The organism is Gammaproteobacteria bacterium (assembly GCA_013001575.1).
Lineage (GTDB): Bacteria > Pseudomonadota > Gammaproteobacteria > Steroidobacterales > JABDMI01 > JABDMI01.
On sequence record JABDMI010000067.1, the window covers coordinates 14025 to 28650 of the forward strand.

General features: G+C 48.0%; 20 protein-coding genes and 1 other RNA gene. 9 read left to right on the forward strand and 12 right to left on the reverse strand.

Annotated elements, in window-relative coordinates:
- Window positions 1-95 precede the first annotated feature (95 nt).
- Window positions 96-923: an adenosylmethionine decarboxylase gene (gene speD, locus HKN88_06045; GenBank protein NNC97618.1), complete on the forward strand. Its 828-nt coding sequence runs from the start codon at window positions 96-98 to the stop codon at window positions 921-923.
- Between the two features lie 4 nt (window positions 924-927).
- On the opposite strand, the gene HKN88_06050 is transcribed toward speD, so the two are convergent.
- Window positions 928-1521: a hypothetical protein gene (locus HKN88_06050; GenBank protein ID NNC97619.1), complete on the reverse strand. Its 594-nt coding sequence runs from the start codon at window positions 1519-1521 to the stop codon at window positions 928-930.
- 23 nt (window positions 1522-1544) lie between these two features.
- Window positions 1545-2183, reverse strand: a complete 639-nt coding sequence (coq7, locus tag HKN88_06055) for a 2-polyprenyl-3-methyl-6-methoxy-1,4-benzoquinone monooxygenase (GenBank protein NNC97620.1) — start codon at window positions 2181-2183, stop codon at window positions 1545-1547.
- A 194-nt stretch (window positions 2184-2377) separates the two neighbouring features.
- Here coq7 and HKN88_06060 point away from each other — a divergent pair, with 194 nt between their 5' ends.
- The 4 genes from HKN88_06060 (at window position 2378) to rpsI (ending at window position 4585) form a co-directional block, all read left to right on the forward strand.
- Window positions 2378-3103, forward strand: a complete 726-nt coding sequence (locus tag HKN88_06060; GenBank protein NNC97621.1) for a DUF481 domain-containing protein — start codon at window positions 2378-2380, stop codon at window positions 3101-3103.
- A 71-nt stretch (window positions 3104-3174) separates the two neighbouring features.
- Window positions 3175-3546, forward strand: a complete 372-nt coding sequence (locus HKN88_06065) for a (2Fe-2S) ferredoxin domain-containing protein (protein ID NNC97622.1) — start codon at window positions 3175-3177, stop codon at window positions 3544-3546.
- A gap of 205 nt (window positions 3547-3751) precedes the next feature.
- Complete coding sequence (gene rplM, locus HKN88_06070) at window positions 3752-4180, forward strand: 50S ribosomal protein L13 (GenBank protein ID NNC97623.1); 429 nt, start codon at window positions 3752-3754, stop codon at window positions 4178-4180.
- A gap of 12 nt (window positions 4181-4192) precedes the next feature.
- The gene (rpsI, locus tag HKN88_06075) at window positions 4193-4585 is read left to right on the forward strand and encodes a 30S ribosomal protein S9 (protein ID NNC97624.1); all 393 of its coding nucleotides are present in this window, start codon (window positions 4193-4195) and stop codon (window positions 4583-4585) included.
- Window positions 4586-4674: 89 nt separating this feature from the next.
- On the opposite strand, the gene rpiA is transcribed toward rpsI, so the two are convergent.
- The 7 genes from rpiA to HKN88_06110 form a co-directional block, all read right to left on the reverse strand.
- The gene (gene rpiA, locus HKN88_06080) at window positions 4675-5328 is read right to left on the reverse strand and encodes a ribose-5-phosphate isomerase RpiA (protein ID NNC97625.1); all 654 of its coding nucleotides are present in this window, start codon (window positions 5326-5328) and stop codon (window positions 4675-4677) included.
- Window positions 5329-5481: 153 nt separating this feature from the next.
- Complete coding sequence (locus HKN88_06085; protein ID NNC97626.1) at window positions 5482-6024, reverse strand: histidine biosynthesis protein HisIE; 543 nt, start codon at window positions 6022-6024, stop codon at window positions 5482-5484.
- A 217-nt stretch (window positions 6025-6241) separates the two neighbouring features.
- Complete coding sequence (locus tag HKN88_06090; GenBank protein ID NNC97627.1) at window positions 6242-6712, reverse strand: EVE domain-containing protein; 471 nt, start codon at window positions 6710-6712, stop codon at window positions 6242-6244.
- 29 nt (window positions 6713-6741) lie between these two features.
- Window positions 6742-7368: a 5-formyltetrahydrofolate cyclo-ligase gene (locus HKN88_06095; protein NNC97628.1), complete on the reverse strand. Its 627-nt coding sequence runs from the start codon at window positions 7366-7368 to the stop codon at window positions 6742-6744.
- A 76-nt stretch (window positions 7369-7444) separates the two neighbouring features.
- Window positions 7445-7625: non-coding RNA, 6S RNA (ssrS, locus tag HKN88_06100), on the reverse strand.
- Between the two features lie 97 nt (window positions 7626-7722).
- Window positions 7723-8049, reverse strand: coding sequence for a cell division protein ZapA (locus tag HKN88_06105; protein NNC97629.1), 327 nt, complete (start codon window positions 8047-8049; stop codon window positions 7723-7725).
- Between the two features lie 49 nt (window positions 8050-8098).
- Window positions 8099-8344 carry a TIGR02449 family protein gene (locus HKN88_06110; protein ID NNC97630.1) on the reverse strand — a complete coding sequence of 82 codons (246 nt, stop codon included), beginning with the start codon at window positions 8342-8344 and terminating at the stop codon, window positions 8099-8101.
- A gap of 219 nt (window positions 8345-8563) precedes the next feature.
- On the opposite strand from HKN88_06110, the gene HKN88_06115 reads away from it, so the two are divergent.
- From HKN88_06115 to HKN88_06130, 4 genes are all read left to right on the forward strand, one after another.
- Window positions 8564-9319 (forward strand): UPF0149 family protein, encoded by a 756-nt coding sequence (locus HKN88_06115; protein NNC97631.1) that lies wholly within the window; start codon window positions 8564-8566, stop codon window positions 9317-9319.
- Between the two features lie 80 nt (window positions 9320-9399).
- The gene (locus tag HKN88_06120) at window positions 9400-10791 is read left to right on the forward strand and encodes a M24 family metallopeptidase (GenBank protein NNC97632.1); all 1392 of its coding nucleotides are present in this window, start codon (window positions 9400-9402) and stop codon (window positions 10789-10791) included.
- A 1-nt stretch (window position 10792) separates the two neighbouring features.
- Window positions 10793-12016, forward strand: coding sequence for a UbiH/UbiF/VisC/COQ6 family ubiquinone biosynthesis hydroxylase (locus HKN88_06125; GenBank protein ID NNC97633.1), 1224 nt, complete (start codon window positions 10793-10795; stop codon window positions 12014-12016).
- A gap of 65 nt (window positions 12017-12081) precedes the next feature.
- Window positions 12082-12672, forward strand: a complete 591-nt coding sequence (locus HKN88_06130) for a carboxymuconolactone decarboxylase family protein (protein NNC97634.1) — start codon at window positions 12082-12084, stop codon at window positions 12670-12672.
- A 60-nt stretch (window positions 12673-12732) separates the two neighbouring features.
- Here the strand turns inward: HKN88_06130 and HKN88_06135 are convergent, their stop codons facing one another.
- The 3 genes from HKN88_06135 to phhA form a co-directional block, all read right to left on the reverse strand.
- Window positions 12733-13419 (reverse strand): CPBP family intramembrane metalloprotease, encoded by a 687-nt coding sequence (locus HKN88_06135; GenBank protein ID NNC97635.1) that lies wholly within the window; start codon window positions 13417-13419, stop codon window positions 12733-12735.
- Window positions 13420-13596: 177 nt separating this feature from the next.
- Complete coding sequence (locus HKN88_06140; GenBank protein NNC97636.1) at window positions 13597-13935, reverse strand: 4a-hydroxytetrahydrobiopterin dehydratase; 339 nt, start codon at window positions 13933-13935, stop codon at window positions 13597-13599.
- A gap of 53 nt (window positions 13936-13988) precedes the next feature.
- Window positions 13989-14626, reverse strand: a 638-nt coding sequence (gene phhA / locus HKN88_06145; GenBank protein NNC97637.1) for a phenylalanine 4-monooxygenase, incomplete at its 5' end; no start/stop codon positions are given.

Here is a 14626-nt window from a genome sequence, read left to right on the forward strand (position 1 = left end):
TTATAGAACAGCTGGTCTCAAGGTAAAGGATTTTTCCTGTCGAGTATTCCAAGCTCGATAAAAATAAGGGATAATCGCGGCCCGATCCGAATTCAATGGAGTTACCTGTGGCCGAAAAACTCAAGCTGCATGGCTTTAATAACCTGACAAAAACGCTCAGTTTCAATATCTACGATATTTGTTACGCCAAAAATGAGAAAAACCGTCAGGAATATATCGAGTACATCGATGAGGTGTACAACGCCGAGCGCTTGACCCAGATTCTGACCGACGTGACCCGCATCATCGGTGCCAATATTCTGAATATCGCGCATCAGGACTATGATCCGCAAGGTGCCAGTGTGACCATTTTAATTTCCGAAGAACCGATGGAGAACGCCTTGGCCATCTCCAATGCGGAAACTCCGGGACCTTTGCCGGAATCGGTGGTCGGGCATCTGGACAAGAGTCATATTACCGTACACACCTATCCTGAAAGTCATCCGGATAACGGCATCAGTACATTTCGCGCTGACATCGATGTCTCGACTTGCGGCGAGATCTCGCCTCTAAAAGCATTGAATTATTTGATCCATGCCCTGGAATCCGACATTGTGATCATGGACTATCGGGTGCGTGGTTTTACTCGTGATGTGAATGGTGATAAACACTACATTGATCACAAAATTGACTCTATCCAGAACTTTATTCCGGAAGACATCATGGAAAAATACCGCATGGTGGATGTCAATGTGTATCAGGAAAACATTTTTCACACAAAAATGCTGCTTAAGGAGCTGGAACTGGATAACTATCTGTTTGGCGAAGGCGTGAGTGCTTTTGATACGGCAGAACAGGATGACATCCGGGAACGCTTACGCACTGAAATGCTGGAGATCTTCTACGGGCGGAACATGCAAAAAGGTTGTGCCAGCGAGATATAGGAGCTTACAAGTTCACATCTTTTGGGCGTCCAGACTGTAGTTGCTTATAGGCATCGTGGAAAGCATATGCACCTGTTCTTCCGGTTCCGAGCTCTTTACTCCACGGAATTCCGGTAGAATTTTTCTTTACAAATCTTTTCAGTTTATTCCACCATTTTTTGCTCTCGTCAGGTGCCGGGATACCGATCTCAGCAAAGTAATTCCCTATCCAGAAAAATCCCGATCTTGCGAGTGAGTTCTCCTCTTCAAACCCATTTTCATAAAATTTAAAAACGAAGGTTTCGGGTGCAGGGGCGCCAAACCAGGGAATCTCGATATTTTCATCATCCAGTCTTTGTTCCCAACCTTTGAACGGGTCTAGCACATGGGTGTCTTTGATATTTGGATCACCAGAAGGAATTCTCAGAATTCCCGAGTTAATTATCCATAAACAATATTCTCCTTCGGTAACCGAGGTTATTGAATGAACAGCCTTCCAGCGAATTTTAGTTTTATTTTGGTCTGCTTTGATAATCCATGCAATCTCATCGTCATTGTTTAGCCATTCGACGATTTGTGGTGCGTCACTTTTGGTGATGTACAGGATTATTTCAGCCATGCGCTAAAGTAACTATTACCGGATCAGATCCAGTAAGACGATCGGGTCATGACCTTCGAGGTCAATTTCATCAAGGCTTTTATTGGACGTGGTAAATCCGCAGCGCCGGCATCTTTGGCCATATCGCCGTGTTCAGCTTCGTCGCTTTGCATCTGTTCGATGATCGCGCGGGTGCGCTGATCGTTCTCGGGTAGTTTGTCCAGATGTTCTTGTAAATGATCCACAACCTGTCTTTCGGTTTCTTCCACAAATCCCAGACTCCACTTATCACCGGCAATCCCGGCCAGGGCGCCGATGGCAAACGAGCCGGCGTACCAAACTGGATTCAGGATACTCGGTTTGGCGCCGAGTTCATCCAGACGGTCTTCACACCAGGCAAGATGATCAATTTCTTCGTCAGCGGCATGCTGCATTTGTTCGCGCACCGAATCCAGTTTGGCGGTAAATGCCTGGCCTTGATACAGGGCTTGAGCAGCCACCTCACCGGAATGATTAACCCGCATCAAGCGGGCCGCCGTGAGTTTCTGCTCATCGGTGATATTGTCCGAATTACTTTCGGGTACAGGTGTCGGTCGTTGGGCCAGTTTTTTGGCGCCAGCCCGGGTTTGCAAGGCTTTATCCAGCTCCAGGATAGCCCGGTCTAAAAGATCGAAATGTCGCATATGTCTATTATACCAGTGTGTAAAGCGTAAACAGTCCGGGTTTCGAGGCGCAATGCACGGGTATTAAGCCGCGAATGAAATGCGAGACGAATGCGGAAAATTTTTTTAAATTTCTGTATAGTCGCGAACCGAAAGCCTCGGCAAACTGTCAGGCCACAAACCCGTTTTTAATCATTTGCTCACTGGAAAACCGTATGCTAAATCTTACTCGTTATTCACTCACTTTATTGATCAGCTTGCTCTCGTTGTCTTCGATCTATCCCGAAGAAAGCACGGATGCCTTGAGCGGTTCCGCGAGTTTGGGGTATTTCTCGTCAAATGGTAATTCCGACAGTACGAATCTGAATGCCGATTTGAAGATGTCGTATTCACTGGGCGGACGTTGGACGCATAAACTCAAAGCCTCGGCCATGAGTGCGAATAATGAAGAGGTCAGCAGTGCCGAACGCTATTTTCTTGCCTATCAAGCAGACTTTGCCATGAATGCCCGTAGTTTTTTATTTGCTCGGGTAGAAGCCGAAAAAGATCGCTTCTCAGCGTATGACCTACGTACCACAGAGTCGGCAGGCTATGGTTACAAACTTTTTGATACCGATACCCGCAAGTGGATAGTGGAGGCGGGTGTGGGTGCCACCCAATTGAAGCCGAGAAACGGTCTGGACGATATAACTTCCGCCATTGCTTTACTCGCCACTGAATATGTCTGGAAGTTGAGTAAAACGGCTGAATTCTCGCAAACCGTGGATTACGAGATCGCCAGCGACAATAAATTCCTTAACTCGGTCACTTCCTTGCGTGCCAGTGTTTGGGAAGACTTTGGTATTCGCGTGTCTTACAACATAAAGAATAATTCCGATGTGCCGGTCGGAGTTGAAAATACCGACACCTTCACATCCATTGGTCTGGATTATTCGTTTTAAGGAATTTTCGGGATGCCGGTAAAAGTTTGCGTACAATAACTACTCAAACACAGCCGAGTCGAAACGGGCCAATGATGAATTATTATCAACACCACGTATTCTTTTGTACTAACCAGCGCGGACCCGAGGCCAGCAGGCCCTGTTGTGCGGCAGCCGGCTCGGACGCGGTGCGTTTATACGCCAAAAAGCGACTCAAAGAACTCGGGCTACATGGTGAAGGCAAGATCCGGATCAACTCGTCGGGCTGTCTGGATCGTTGTGAATTGGGCCCCACTCTGGTGGTGTATCCCGAGGGCATTTGGTACTGCTATCTGGACGAAAGTGATGTGGACGAGATAATTGACTCGCATTTGCTCAAAGGTCAGATCGTCGAACGCTTGCTGCTTCCGGGTGGTGAAGAGAATATATCGTGCCCAGATACGCCAGTTCAGGAACAGGAATAACACAGTAACTTACTGAAAAATATAGAAATGATAGAATTTTCAGGCGAGCCTTGAGAGAATCTGTCTTTCTGCTTATTTGATTGCATTTCATTCAGTTAATCGTTACAATGCGCAGCCGCTTGAAAGTCCGCTTTCGAGCGGTTTTTATTTGATTTTTACCGTCGGACTATAAATCGTACAAACGGCGGAAAAACTGGAGACAAACATGAAAACTTATAACGCGACCGCAGAGACGGTGGAACGTAGTTGGTTCCTGGTTGATGCTGAAGGTCAAACACTGGGTCGCCTGGCGACCGAAGTTGCGCATCGCTTGCGTGGCAAACACAAACCGGTTTATACCCCGCATGTTGATACTGGCGATTACATCGTTATTATTAATGCCGAAAAGATCAAAGTCACCGGCCGTAAATTACAAGACAAGATCTATCATCATCACACCGGTTACATCGGCAACTTGAAATCAGTCAGTCTGGGCAAGTTGTTACAAGAGCATCCGACACGTGCCATCGAAAAAGCGGTGAAAGGCATGTTGCCCAAGAATTCTTTGGGTCGTGCGATGTTCAAGAAAATGAAAGTTTACGCAGGTCCTGAGCACAAGCATGCGGCTCAGCAACCTCAAGAATTGAAACTGTAAGGGGTTTATGAAATGACTACAGAACAATATTATGGAACCGGTCGTCGTAAAACCTCGACAGCACGTGTATTTTTACGCCCCGGCTCAGGCAGCATCGTTGTCAACGGACGTCCGCTGGATACATTTTTCGGTCGTAAAACGGCACGCATGATCGTGCGTCAACCATTAGACGTTGCAGAAATGCATGACAAGTTTGACATCGCAGTCACCGTCAAGGGCGGTGGCACTACAGGTCAAGCGGGCGCTATTCGTCACGGCTTGACTCGTGCACTGATGAATTACGATGAAGAGTTACGCAGTCCATTGCGTAAAGCCGGATTCGTTACCCGTGATGCGCGTAAAGTTGAACGTAAGAAAGTTGGTCTGCGTAAAGCGCGTAGAGCTACCCAGTTCTCGAAACGTTAATACCCAAAACACCGGGATATGCAAAAGCCGCTCATTGAGCGGCTTTTTTTATATTTCCCGGGAAGATCTACTGGTCATATAATCAGTAGTTAAAACTGTTTAACTTCACTATCCGTCGCCATCAGAACCACATCAGCCGCGCGTTGTGCAAATAGGCCAACAGTGACCACACCGGCGATCTGGTTAATACTATTTTCCAGTTCGGGCGGATTCAGGATCTTCATGTCGTGTATATCCAGAATGTCGTTTCCGTTGTCGGTCACAAAGTTTTCTCGCCACACCGGACGTCCACCCAGTTTGACCATTTCTCTGGCCACATAAGATCGCGCCATTGGTATGACTTCGACGGGTAAGGGGAAGGCACCCAGTACGTCAACAAGTTTGCTTTCATCAATAATACAGATGAATTTTCGCGAAGCCGCGGCAACTATTTTTTCGCGGGTCAGCGCGCCACCTCCACCTTTGATCAATTGTCGATGACGTGTGGATTCATCAGCGCCATCCACATACACATCCAGGGTACCGGTCTGGGAGAGTTCGAGAACCGGGATGCCATGTTGTTTGAGGCGTTCGGTGGAAGCGATGGAACTTGAGACCGCCCCTTCATAACGATGTTTGACTCCGGCCAGGGCGTCGATGAAAAAATTCACCGTCGAGCCAGTCCCGACTCCGATCACCCCGTCTGCGGGCAGAAGTTTGATGGCCGCCTCGGCAGCTAGTTGTTTTTTTTGATTTTGATCCATGGATATTGCACTTGGTTAAAATTTAAACAATCGAAGTCCCGGTTTGATATGCGTCAGGACCCCAGGGGCTTTGAAGTGTACAACAAAAAAGGCCCGCCGAAGCGAGCCTTTAAAGTGTTATGAAAAAGTGCTAACACTTTATCCGATTGCCTACTACTTGCGTTTGCGAGTGGTCTTTCTTTTTGCAGCTTTACGACGAGCCGGCTTTTTCTTGGCCTTTTTGCGTGTAGCTTTTTTGCGTGTAGTTTTTTTCTTGGCTTTCTTACGCGTAGCTTTCTTTTTAGCTTTTTTACGAGTGGTTTTTTTCTTAGCCTTCTTGCGTGTAGCTTTCTTTTTAGCTTTCTTGCGCGTAGTTTTTTTCTTAGCCTTCTTGCGAGTGGTTTTTTTCTTGGCTTTTTTACGCGTAGTTTTTTTCTTAGCCTTCTTGCGTGTAGTTTTTTTCTTAGCTTTTTTGCGCGTAGTTTTCTTTTTAGCTTTTTTACGAGTAGTTTTTTTCTTAGCCTTCTTACGTGTTGTCTTTTTCTTGGCTTTCTTACGCGTTGCTTTCTTGCGAGTGGTTTTTTTCTTAGCTTTTTTCTTAGCTACTTTTTTACGAGTAGTTTTTTTCTTAGCTACCTTGCGCTTAGTGGCTGGCTTTTTACGGCGAGCTACCTTCTTCTTGGTAGATTTCTTTCGAGTTTTCTTTCGTGCTGCCATTTTGGTTTTCCTCCAGTTAACGGGTTGTCCGTGGCAAAGTATAACTAATGCATTAAAAAAAGCATAAACACGCAATAAATGCTGTGAAAGACGAGAAGTAACAAATTGTTAAGCGCGCATGCACAGCGCGATCATCAATAAGACTTTATAAAAATTAATTCCTTGTGTTAGAGCCTTGCGTTGTTATATGCAATGTGTCTTTTGAAGCTAAATAGTGCTATGAGTCACTATCTGCCAATTGCATTATGTAATCCCAGTGCTTTTTCTCAACCGGCATGATGGATAAACGATTGCCTTTTTGCAACAGTCTCATACCGCTTAAACAGGTGTGTTCGCGCATTTGTTGCAAGCTTACAACGTGCGGAAATTTGCGCAAAAATTTGACGTCGACCATAAACCAGCGCGGATTGTCTTTTGAACTCTTGGCATCAAAGTATTTACTTTTTTTATTCAATGCTGTGTGATCAGGGTAACTTTCTTTTGCAACCGTCATGGTTCCAACAATGCCCGGAACCTTGCAATTGGAATGATAAAAAAATATTTGATCACCCAGTTTCATATCATCACGCATAAAATTTCTGGCCTGATAATTACGTACACCGTCCCAGGGTTCGGTTTGAGATTTTTTATTTTTTAAATGATCTATTCCAAAAACGTCGGGTTCGGATTTCATTAACCAGTAATTCATAGTGTGTTCCAGTCAGGTTTTTTAGTGATTCAGGTAAATTTAATAATGGTTTTTTCATTGACCAGTGCATCAAGTTTGATGTCCCAGTCATCACTTGGCAATGTGATCGCGCTTTGTGTGCTGTGCGCAACGCCAAGTTTAATGAGTTTATGTGCATGCCTATTATTTTTAACACGACTCGAAAAATATCGATCGTAATAACCGGCTCCCATGCCCAAACGGTTACCGGATTGATCGTAGGCCAAGAGCGGCACCAGAATCAGGTCTAATGCGTCTGGTTTCGTGTCAGGAGTTTCATCGGTTTGTGTTATACCAGGGCAAACCGGTTCCGGAATCCCGAAACGATTAGTTACCAGCTCGGTCTGTGTCTCCCAGGGCATGAACTCCATGGTCCTGGAGTCGGGCTGAGGTGCGATTACTGGCAGATACAAGGATTTACCGTCTGCGCGAGCCTGGCTAATGAACTCACTCAGAGATATTTCATCCGGCAGGGAGGCATAAACCCCGATGTGCTGTGCTTGTTGATAAAGCGTGCTGCTGCACAGGCGTGCGGCAATCTGCTCTGCCGCGCGCAGCCGCTCGGACGTGCTTAAGTTTTGACGATGGCTGCGAAAGTGCTGACGCAATTGAGTCTTGGCGCTGGAAGGATTGCTCAAGTTTGTGTTTCGCAGTATGGGTTCGAAGTATGGGGAGTTAGGAATCAGGCTTCAGACTATAACCGAATTTATGAATGCATTTCCCGCCTGTGCCGTGACTTACCGTTGCTCTCGATCCGGAGCAATAAGTGGGGTATGTCGTGACATCGTAGGCTTTCTGGCAACAGACGTGCTCAATAACGCCGACAGAGCCGTACCCCGAAGTTGTTAATTAGGGTCGAAAGTTCTGCGATAAATCTCGAACACCGCAGGAAATACCATGCAAGTATAACGCTTTGGGAGGATTTGTGAAAATGCTTGTTATTGTTGCAAAGGCAACGGACCAGTCATTACCCGTCCGGATAACAAGATTTATTATAAGTCGAGGGCCTTGTTTGGGTCGCCCAAGGCAGTCTGAATGCGATCGCGAATAGAACGCAAACGCGCAGTCACTTCAGAATCTTTTTCTTCATTAAGTTGGCCGCTTGAGGCTTTAAGGCGCACCACTTCATGCGCCAGATTAAGCGCTGACATCACGGCGATACGATCCAGACCGATTACCTTGCCGCTGTCGCGGATGTCGCGCATTCGGGTATTCAACAGTTCGGCCGAATCGAGTAACTCGGTACGTTCTTCCGGCGGGCAGGCGATGTCGTATTCTTTTTCCAGAATTTTAATTTTGATCTTGCTTAGGTTACTCATGGCCGTTCCGATAGTCAGGTTGCGTAGAAGTTACAGATAGATACAACATTTAGAGGTTTTGTTCCATGCCTTTGAGGCGATTGATCATGGCTTCAACCCGGGTGCGAACCTGCTCGTTCTTTTGTAACAGGCCGGCTCGCTCATTCACCAGAGAGTCCTGACGACGTTTAAGCGAATCGTTTTCTTCGCGCAATTTGTCGCACGCATGGATGAGGTCATTGAGTTTGTCTTCCAGGCGCTCGATCTCTTGTTCGAATAATTGCCCGACCTGGGAGTTTTTTACGGATGTGTTCATGCTAAATAATATAGGCTGCAAGCCAGCTTAGGTCAATAAGTTAACGCCAATTCTAGTGTTTTTTTAGTCTCGGTGTTTGATTTCCCGCGATTCTTACCGGATTCGAGTGGATTTTTTGCTCATTTTCGCTGACCAGACTGGGTTCACGCCGCGGTCAGTGTTAGCATGCCCGCCTGAAGCAACGGCTCATGAAGCTGACGCGCAGGAATTGGAAATATTATGAGACATTTAGATGTGGTGCCGGTGTATGCCGAACTGTTGAGTTGTGTGGACTATTGCGAGCAAGCGCAATCGGTGGCCGAGATCCATGGCATGTTATGTGGCCTGTTGTGTCGGGATGCCTTTATTGGTCCGAGTCGCTGGATTCCGGTCTTGCAACTGGAAGGCGAGCCACAGGATGAACGTTACCAAATGGTGCGTGGTCAACTGGAAGAATTGTTGGCGCATTCAGCCCGCATGCTTAACCAGATCGAGACCGAGTTTTATCCGGTCTTGCCCGACGACGACGAGTCCTTGCAATGGCGAATCAAGGAGCTGGCGCACTGGTGTCAGGGTTATTTATTTGGATTCTCCAATTACCGCGCATTGGCATCGGACACCCGGGCATTTGATTATGAGGATCCCGAAGATGAATTCGAACTCGAAGAGATCAAATTAAAGGCCGCGCAAGCTGCCCAGACGGAATTACAACAAGAGTTGGCCGAGCTTGATGCTGAATCCGACAAGCAACAGGAATTTCCCGAAACCGTGGAGGAGATCTTGCGTGACTTTGCCGAACTCGCGCGTGCCGGACATCAGGACGATGCCCTGGATGAAACTGATGAAGCAGCCTTTATGGAATTACTCGAATATCTCCGCGTGAGTGTGCAATTGGTGTTTGAAGAAATGGCTGGCCAGCACCTTCAGGGTCGCGAGGAAAAGATTGAAGTCGATCCCATGTATCAACTGGATTCCGATAATGACATCGTGCACTAAACGCCTAAAGCGAGTATTAAACTTAGTATAATTAAACCCGTAAATCTCACCAGACAATCATAGCAAGGCCCCACAGACCTATGGATACCAAAGAATTCGCCAAACGCCGTAAAACCTTAATGCAGATGATCGGCCATAACGGCATTGTGATCTTGCCCGCGGCGACCGAAAAAACCCGTAACAGCGATGTGCATTATCGTTATCGTCAAGACAGTGATTTTCATTACTTGACCGGCTTTCCCGAGCCAGAAGCGGTGGCGGTGCTCGTACCACAGGGTCGTTCGCATAAATACATCCTGTTTTGTCGTGACAAGGACAAAGTGCGCGAAACCTGGGACGGTCGTCGCGCTGGTCAAAAAGGCGCGATCAAGGATTACGCCGCCGATGAGGCCTATTCCATCAATAAACTCGACAGCCATTTATCACGTTTACTGGGTGAGTATGAACGGGTGTTTTACACCATGGGCAAAGAGCCCGATTTTGATCACCGCATTATTAATCTGGTTAATGCCATAAAACAAAACACCAAATCCGGACAACATCCGCCACAGGAATTTGTTGCACTGGATCATTATCTGCACGATATGCGTTTGTTCAAATCCCCAGCCGAGATCAAGGTGATGAAGCACTCGGCGCGTATAGCGGTCGGGGCACACAAACGCGCCATGCAAGTGGTGCAAGTTGGCATGAATGAATGCGAGATTGAAGCCGAATTTGTGCACGAATTTAAAAAACACGGCGCCGATATTTCCTATTCCCCGATCGTGGGCGGTGGCGACAATAGCTGCATACTGCATTACAACGAGAACAATCAGATTTTAAAAGACGGTGACTTGTTATTAATTGATGCCGGTTGCGAATACGATCTTTACGCGTCAGACATTACCCGTACTTTTCCTGTCAATGGCAAATTCAGTGACACCCAGCGCGCCATTTACGACATCGTTCTATCGGCACAAGAAGCGGCCTTCGCCGCCATCAAGCCGGGCAACAGCTGGATCGCACCACACGAGGCGGCAGTAAAAGCCGTGGCCAAGGGCCTGAAAAAGGTTGGTTTACTCAAAGGCACACTCAGCGAGATCATCAAAAGCGAAGCCTATTTCAAATTCTTTATGCACAAGACCGGGCATTGGCTGGGTATGGATGTGCACGACGTTGGTGACTACAAAGTAGAAGACCACTGGCGCGTTCTGGAGCCCGGTATGGTGCTCACGGTGGAACCGGGCATTTATATTCCGGCCGGCAGCAAAGGCGTAGCGAAAAAATGGTGGAACATCGGCGTGCGTATTGAAGACGATGTACGGGTTACCCGCAACGGCTATGAAATTCTCAGCAAGGGCTTGCCACGTTGCGCCGACGACATCGAAGCATTGATGGCCAAAGGTGCTGCTGGACGGGCAAAAATACCGACCGTAAAGTCTGCAACTTCGGGATCAGCCAAGACCAAGGCCAGGCGTAAAAAAGCCGCCTGATATGTCACGTCTCAAGCACGATGTGGTCATTGTCGGTGCCGGCATGGTGGGATTAAGTCTGGCCAATTCGCTGGCCGACTTGCCACTCTCCATTGCCCTGATCGAAACGCAGGCGATTCCCGATCTGAACCAGGACTCCGACAATCCCACCGACTGGAATACGCAAGACTATGCCTTACGCGTTTCAGCCATCTCGCCAGCCAGTCAACAAGTGTTACAACAAGCCGGTGCCTGGGACGCCATTCAATGTCGTCGCGTCAGTGCTTACCAGCGTATGCACATTTGGGAACAAGCACCGCAAGCACTGGAAAGTCTGAAATTTTCAGCCGAGGAACTGGAGGTTGATGCCTTGGGGTGGATCATTGAGAACCGCTTGATCCGCGCCAGTCTCTACGCCGCCGCGCAAACCCACAACAATATACATTTCTACTCACCGCAATGTGTGCAAGCCATTGAAGTTACCGGCAAGCAGGTCAATCTGGATCTGGATTTCGGTCAAGCATTACAAACGCGCTTACTGGTTGCGGCCGATGGCGCGAATTCACACACCCGACACATGCTGGACTTGCCGGAAGTCTCGCGCAGTTATGCACAAAGCGGGGTGGTGACCCGATTGACCCCGAAAAAGCCGCATCAAGCATGTGCCTATCAGCGTTTTCATGCACAGGAAGTGTTAGGCATTTTGCCGCTCGCGAATGGCGATTGTTCTATGGTCTGGTCATGTTCGGACGCGCGTGCGGAAAGTTTACTCAAACTATCCAAAACAGATTTGTCGCACAAAGTAAGTGAATTCAGTCAGGGGATCCTGGGCCAAATGCGCGTGAATGCCGAGGTGAAAAAATTCCCCTTACAACTTTTGCATTCACGCCAGTATGTGAGTGAACGTGTGGTCTTATGCGGGGATGCGGCGCACGCGGTGCATCCGCTCGCGGGACAGGGCGTAAATCTCGGTTTGGCCGATGTGTCTGCATTGTCGGACGCATTACACGCTGCCTGGTCCAAAAATCTTGATCTGGGTGACCTGAGTGTGTTGCGGTCATACGAACGACAGCGTAAACACATTAATGTGCGTATGATGAGCGGTCTGGACGCCTTGTTGGACATTTTCCAGTCGGAAAACCCTTTGGTGCAACAAGGCAGACGCCTGGGAATGGGCTTGGTGAATCGCATTGGCCCGATCAAAAGAATTCTGATGCAACAAGCCATGGGCTTGAAGAACTTGTAATAAATCCCCATATTTTTATTTCCTGTTCTTAATGGAACAATAATAATTTGTTAATAGGTGACTAAATGGCACACATGAAACCCTTGCCGGCCGAGACCAATCCGGAATTAGCGGATGACTTTAAGATCTTTGAAGACATTTTGGGCTTTGTCCCGAACAGTCTGCTAACCATGCAGCGTCGACCGAAAATCGTTAAAGGCTTCGGGGTTTTGACCAGGGCGGTTATGGATCCCAACGGTACAGTAGATCCGGGTTTTAAACGTATTCTGGCGCATCTCGCCAGTCGCGCGGCAGGCTGTCAGTACTGTGAAGCGCATTCCCTGATCGCCGCAGAGATCAATGCCGTTGAGTATGAAAAGATCAAAGCCATCTGGGATTACCAATCCAGTCCTTTGTACAGCGAGGCTGAACGGCTTGCCATGGATTACGCTTTGGCGGCCGGTTCGGTTCCCAACGGGGTTACGCCTGAATTAATGTCAGCCTTACGTCAACATTGGAATGAAGACCAGATCGTGGAAATGCTGGCTGCGGTGAGTTTGTACGGTTTTCTTAATCGCTGGAACGATTCCATGGCCACCGACCTGGAAGAGGCGCCCAAAAAACTGGGCGAAGAAGTCCTGGCTAAGGGTGGTTGGGACGGCGGTCGACACGTTTAAGTCGGCGACTTATCTAAACTGCTCACTGACACAGGTTCAGCGTCCCGAGAATTACATCGCTCAGGCTGAGGCAATAAAGAACAATAACAACAAGCCCGAATTATAGGTCGCGTGCAACACAATGCACGGCAGCAAGCTGTCGTGACGTTTGCGGAAGTATGCTAGCAACAATCCCAATGAAAAAATGATCAGGCCAGCGGGCCAGTAGCTGTAATACTCCGGCATGTGCGGGAGTGTGAATAATGCGCTGGAGATCAGGGCGGTGGTGGCGAAGGTGTATTTCTGTTTCAGGGCGTCAAAAATGTAGGCGCGAAACACAAATTCTTCCACCAAGGGGCCGAGCAGGGCGGTGAATAGAATCAGAACCGCGCGTGATAACACTGTGCCATTCAGGTATTCCCCGGTGGATTCACCAAAATCCTGCGGCGGCTCAATGAGGATCATGACCTCAACAATTGCCGCGGTGAATAACAAGCCCGCCAAAAAAGATAAGAACAGAATCCGGAATGAAACTTTGCTGAAAAAATTACTCAGCGTAAAACGGAAATAGTCGCGCGCGTACACGACTGTCGCGGTATAGGCCAGCAAGTACCCAATAAGCATGCAAACCGCTTCAACATTGGTGGAAACACCGCCCAGCAATTCATTGCCGTACAGCAAATTGAACAACAACTGCATCACAAACGGGAACAGGAACACGCCAGCCACAAACAATGCGAACAGTCGCAGTGGCTTCAGTTGTAACAAGACCTGAATTTTTTGGCTATCGAGCTGGATGGTGAAGACTCTTTTCCTGATTAACAGACCAACTTAACTCCTATTAGGAGATTATGCCGGAATGTACCCGCAAGTTTTCAATTTTCTACAAATACCCGGCGCGCCATACCCTAGGCATGTTTTGAAATAGTTTTTGACAGAAGCCGCTTAGGGCTGCAGTAAGGCGTCGATCTTGGCCGCACAAATGAAATCATTGATCGAGAGGCCGTCGATCTCGTGGGTGGTGTAATTCACCAGGCAATGACCGTAACCGACTTCCAGATCGGGGTGGTGCACTTGCTGGTTGGCGATCCAGGCCACGGAATTTACAAAGGCCATGGTTTTGTAAAAGCCTTTGAATTTAAAATCCTTGCGGATCATTTTGGCATCGGCGAATAACTCCCAACCTTCACCCAGTTCGGCGAGTAATTCCTCGGCTTTGGCTTTGGGCATGGCCTCAACTTCACCATTGCAGGGGGCGCAGCGTTTGTTTTTTAAATCGGTCATAGCTTTCTCATGTTTAGATACCGCGATTGAATCGCGGTATGACGATTAGTTTATCAGGCTACCTTTTCAGGTGGCGGGAATAAGGGTTCATGCATACCGAGTTCGCGTGCCTGATTAATGAGTCCGAGCAAATCCTGTTGTGCCAATTCAAACAACTGGTCAAAACTTTCCAGAACAAAATACACCGGTTGGTAAATGTCTATGCGGTACGGGGTGCGTAAAACATCAATCGGGTCAAAGGGTTTGCGAACAGGTTTGTCGGAATGCAAAGCGTATTGGGTCTCACCGATCGACGACACGATGCCGGCCCCGTATGTCCGCAAGCCTTCGCCCGAATCGATCAAGCCGAATTCCACGGTAAACCAGTACAGTCTGGCCAACATTGCCTGATCTTTTTGATTCGCCATCACCCCGGCGCGACCGTAAGCGTGGGTAAAGGCGGCAAAACGCGGATCGGTCAAATGCGGGGTGTGTCCAAAGAGCTCATGAAAAATATCCGGCTCTTGCAAATAATCCAATTCGTCACGGGTGCGAATAAAGGTTGCGGCCGGAAAACGTTTATTGGCGAGTAAGCCAAAAAAGCGTGGGAAATTGATCAGCGCCGGAACCGGGGCGACTTCCCAACCGGTTTTCTCACGCAAAACTTTTGAGACTTCTTCGCATTGTGGCACCCGGTCTTCGGGAAAATCCA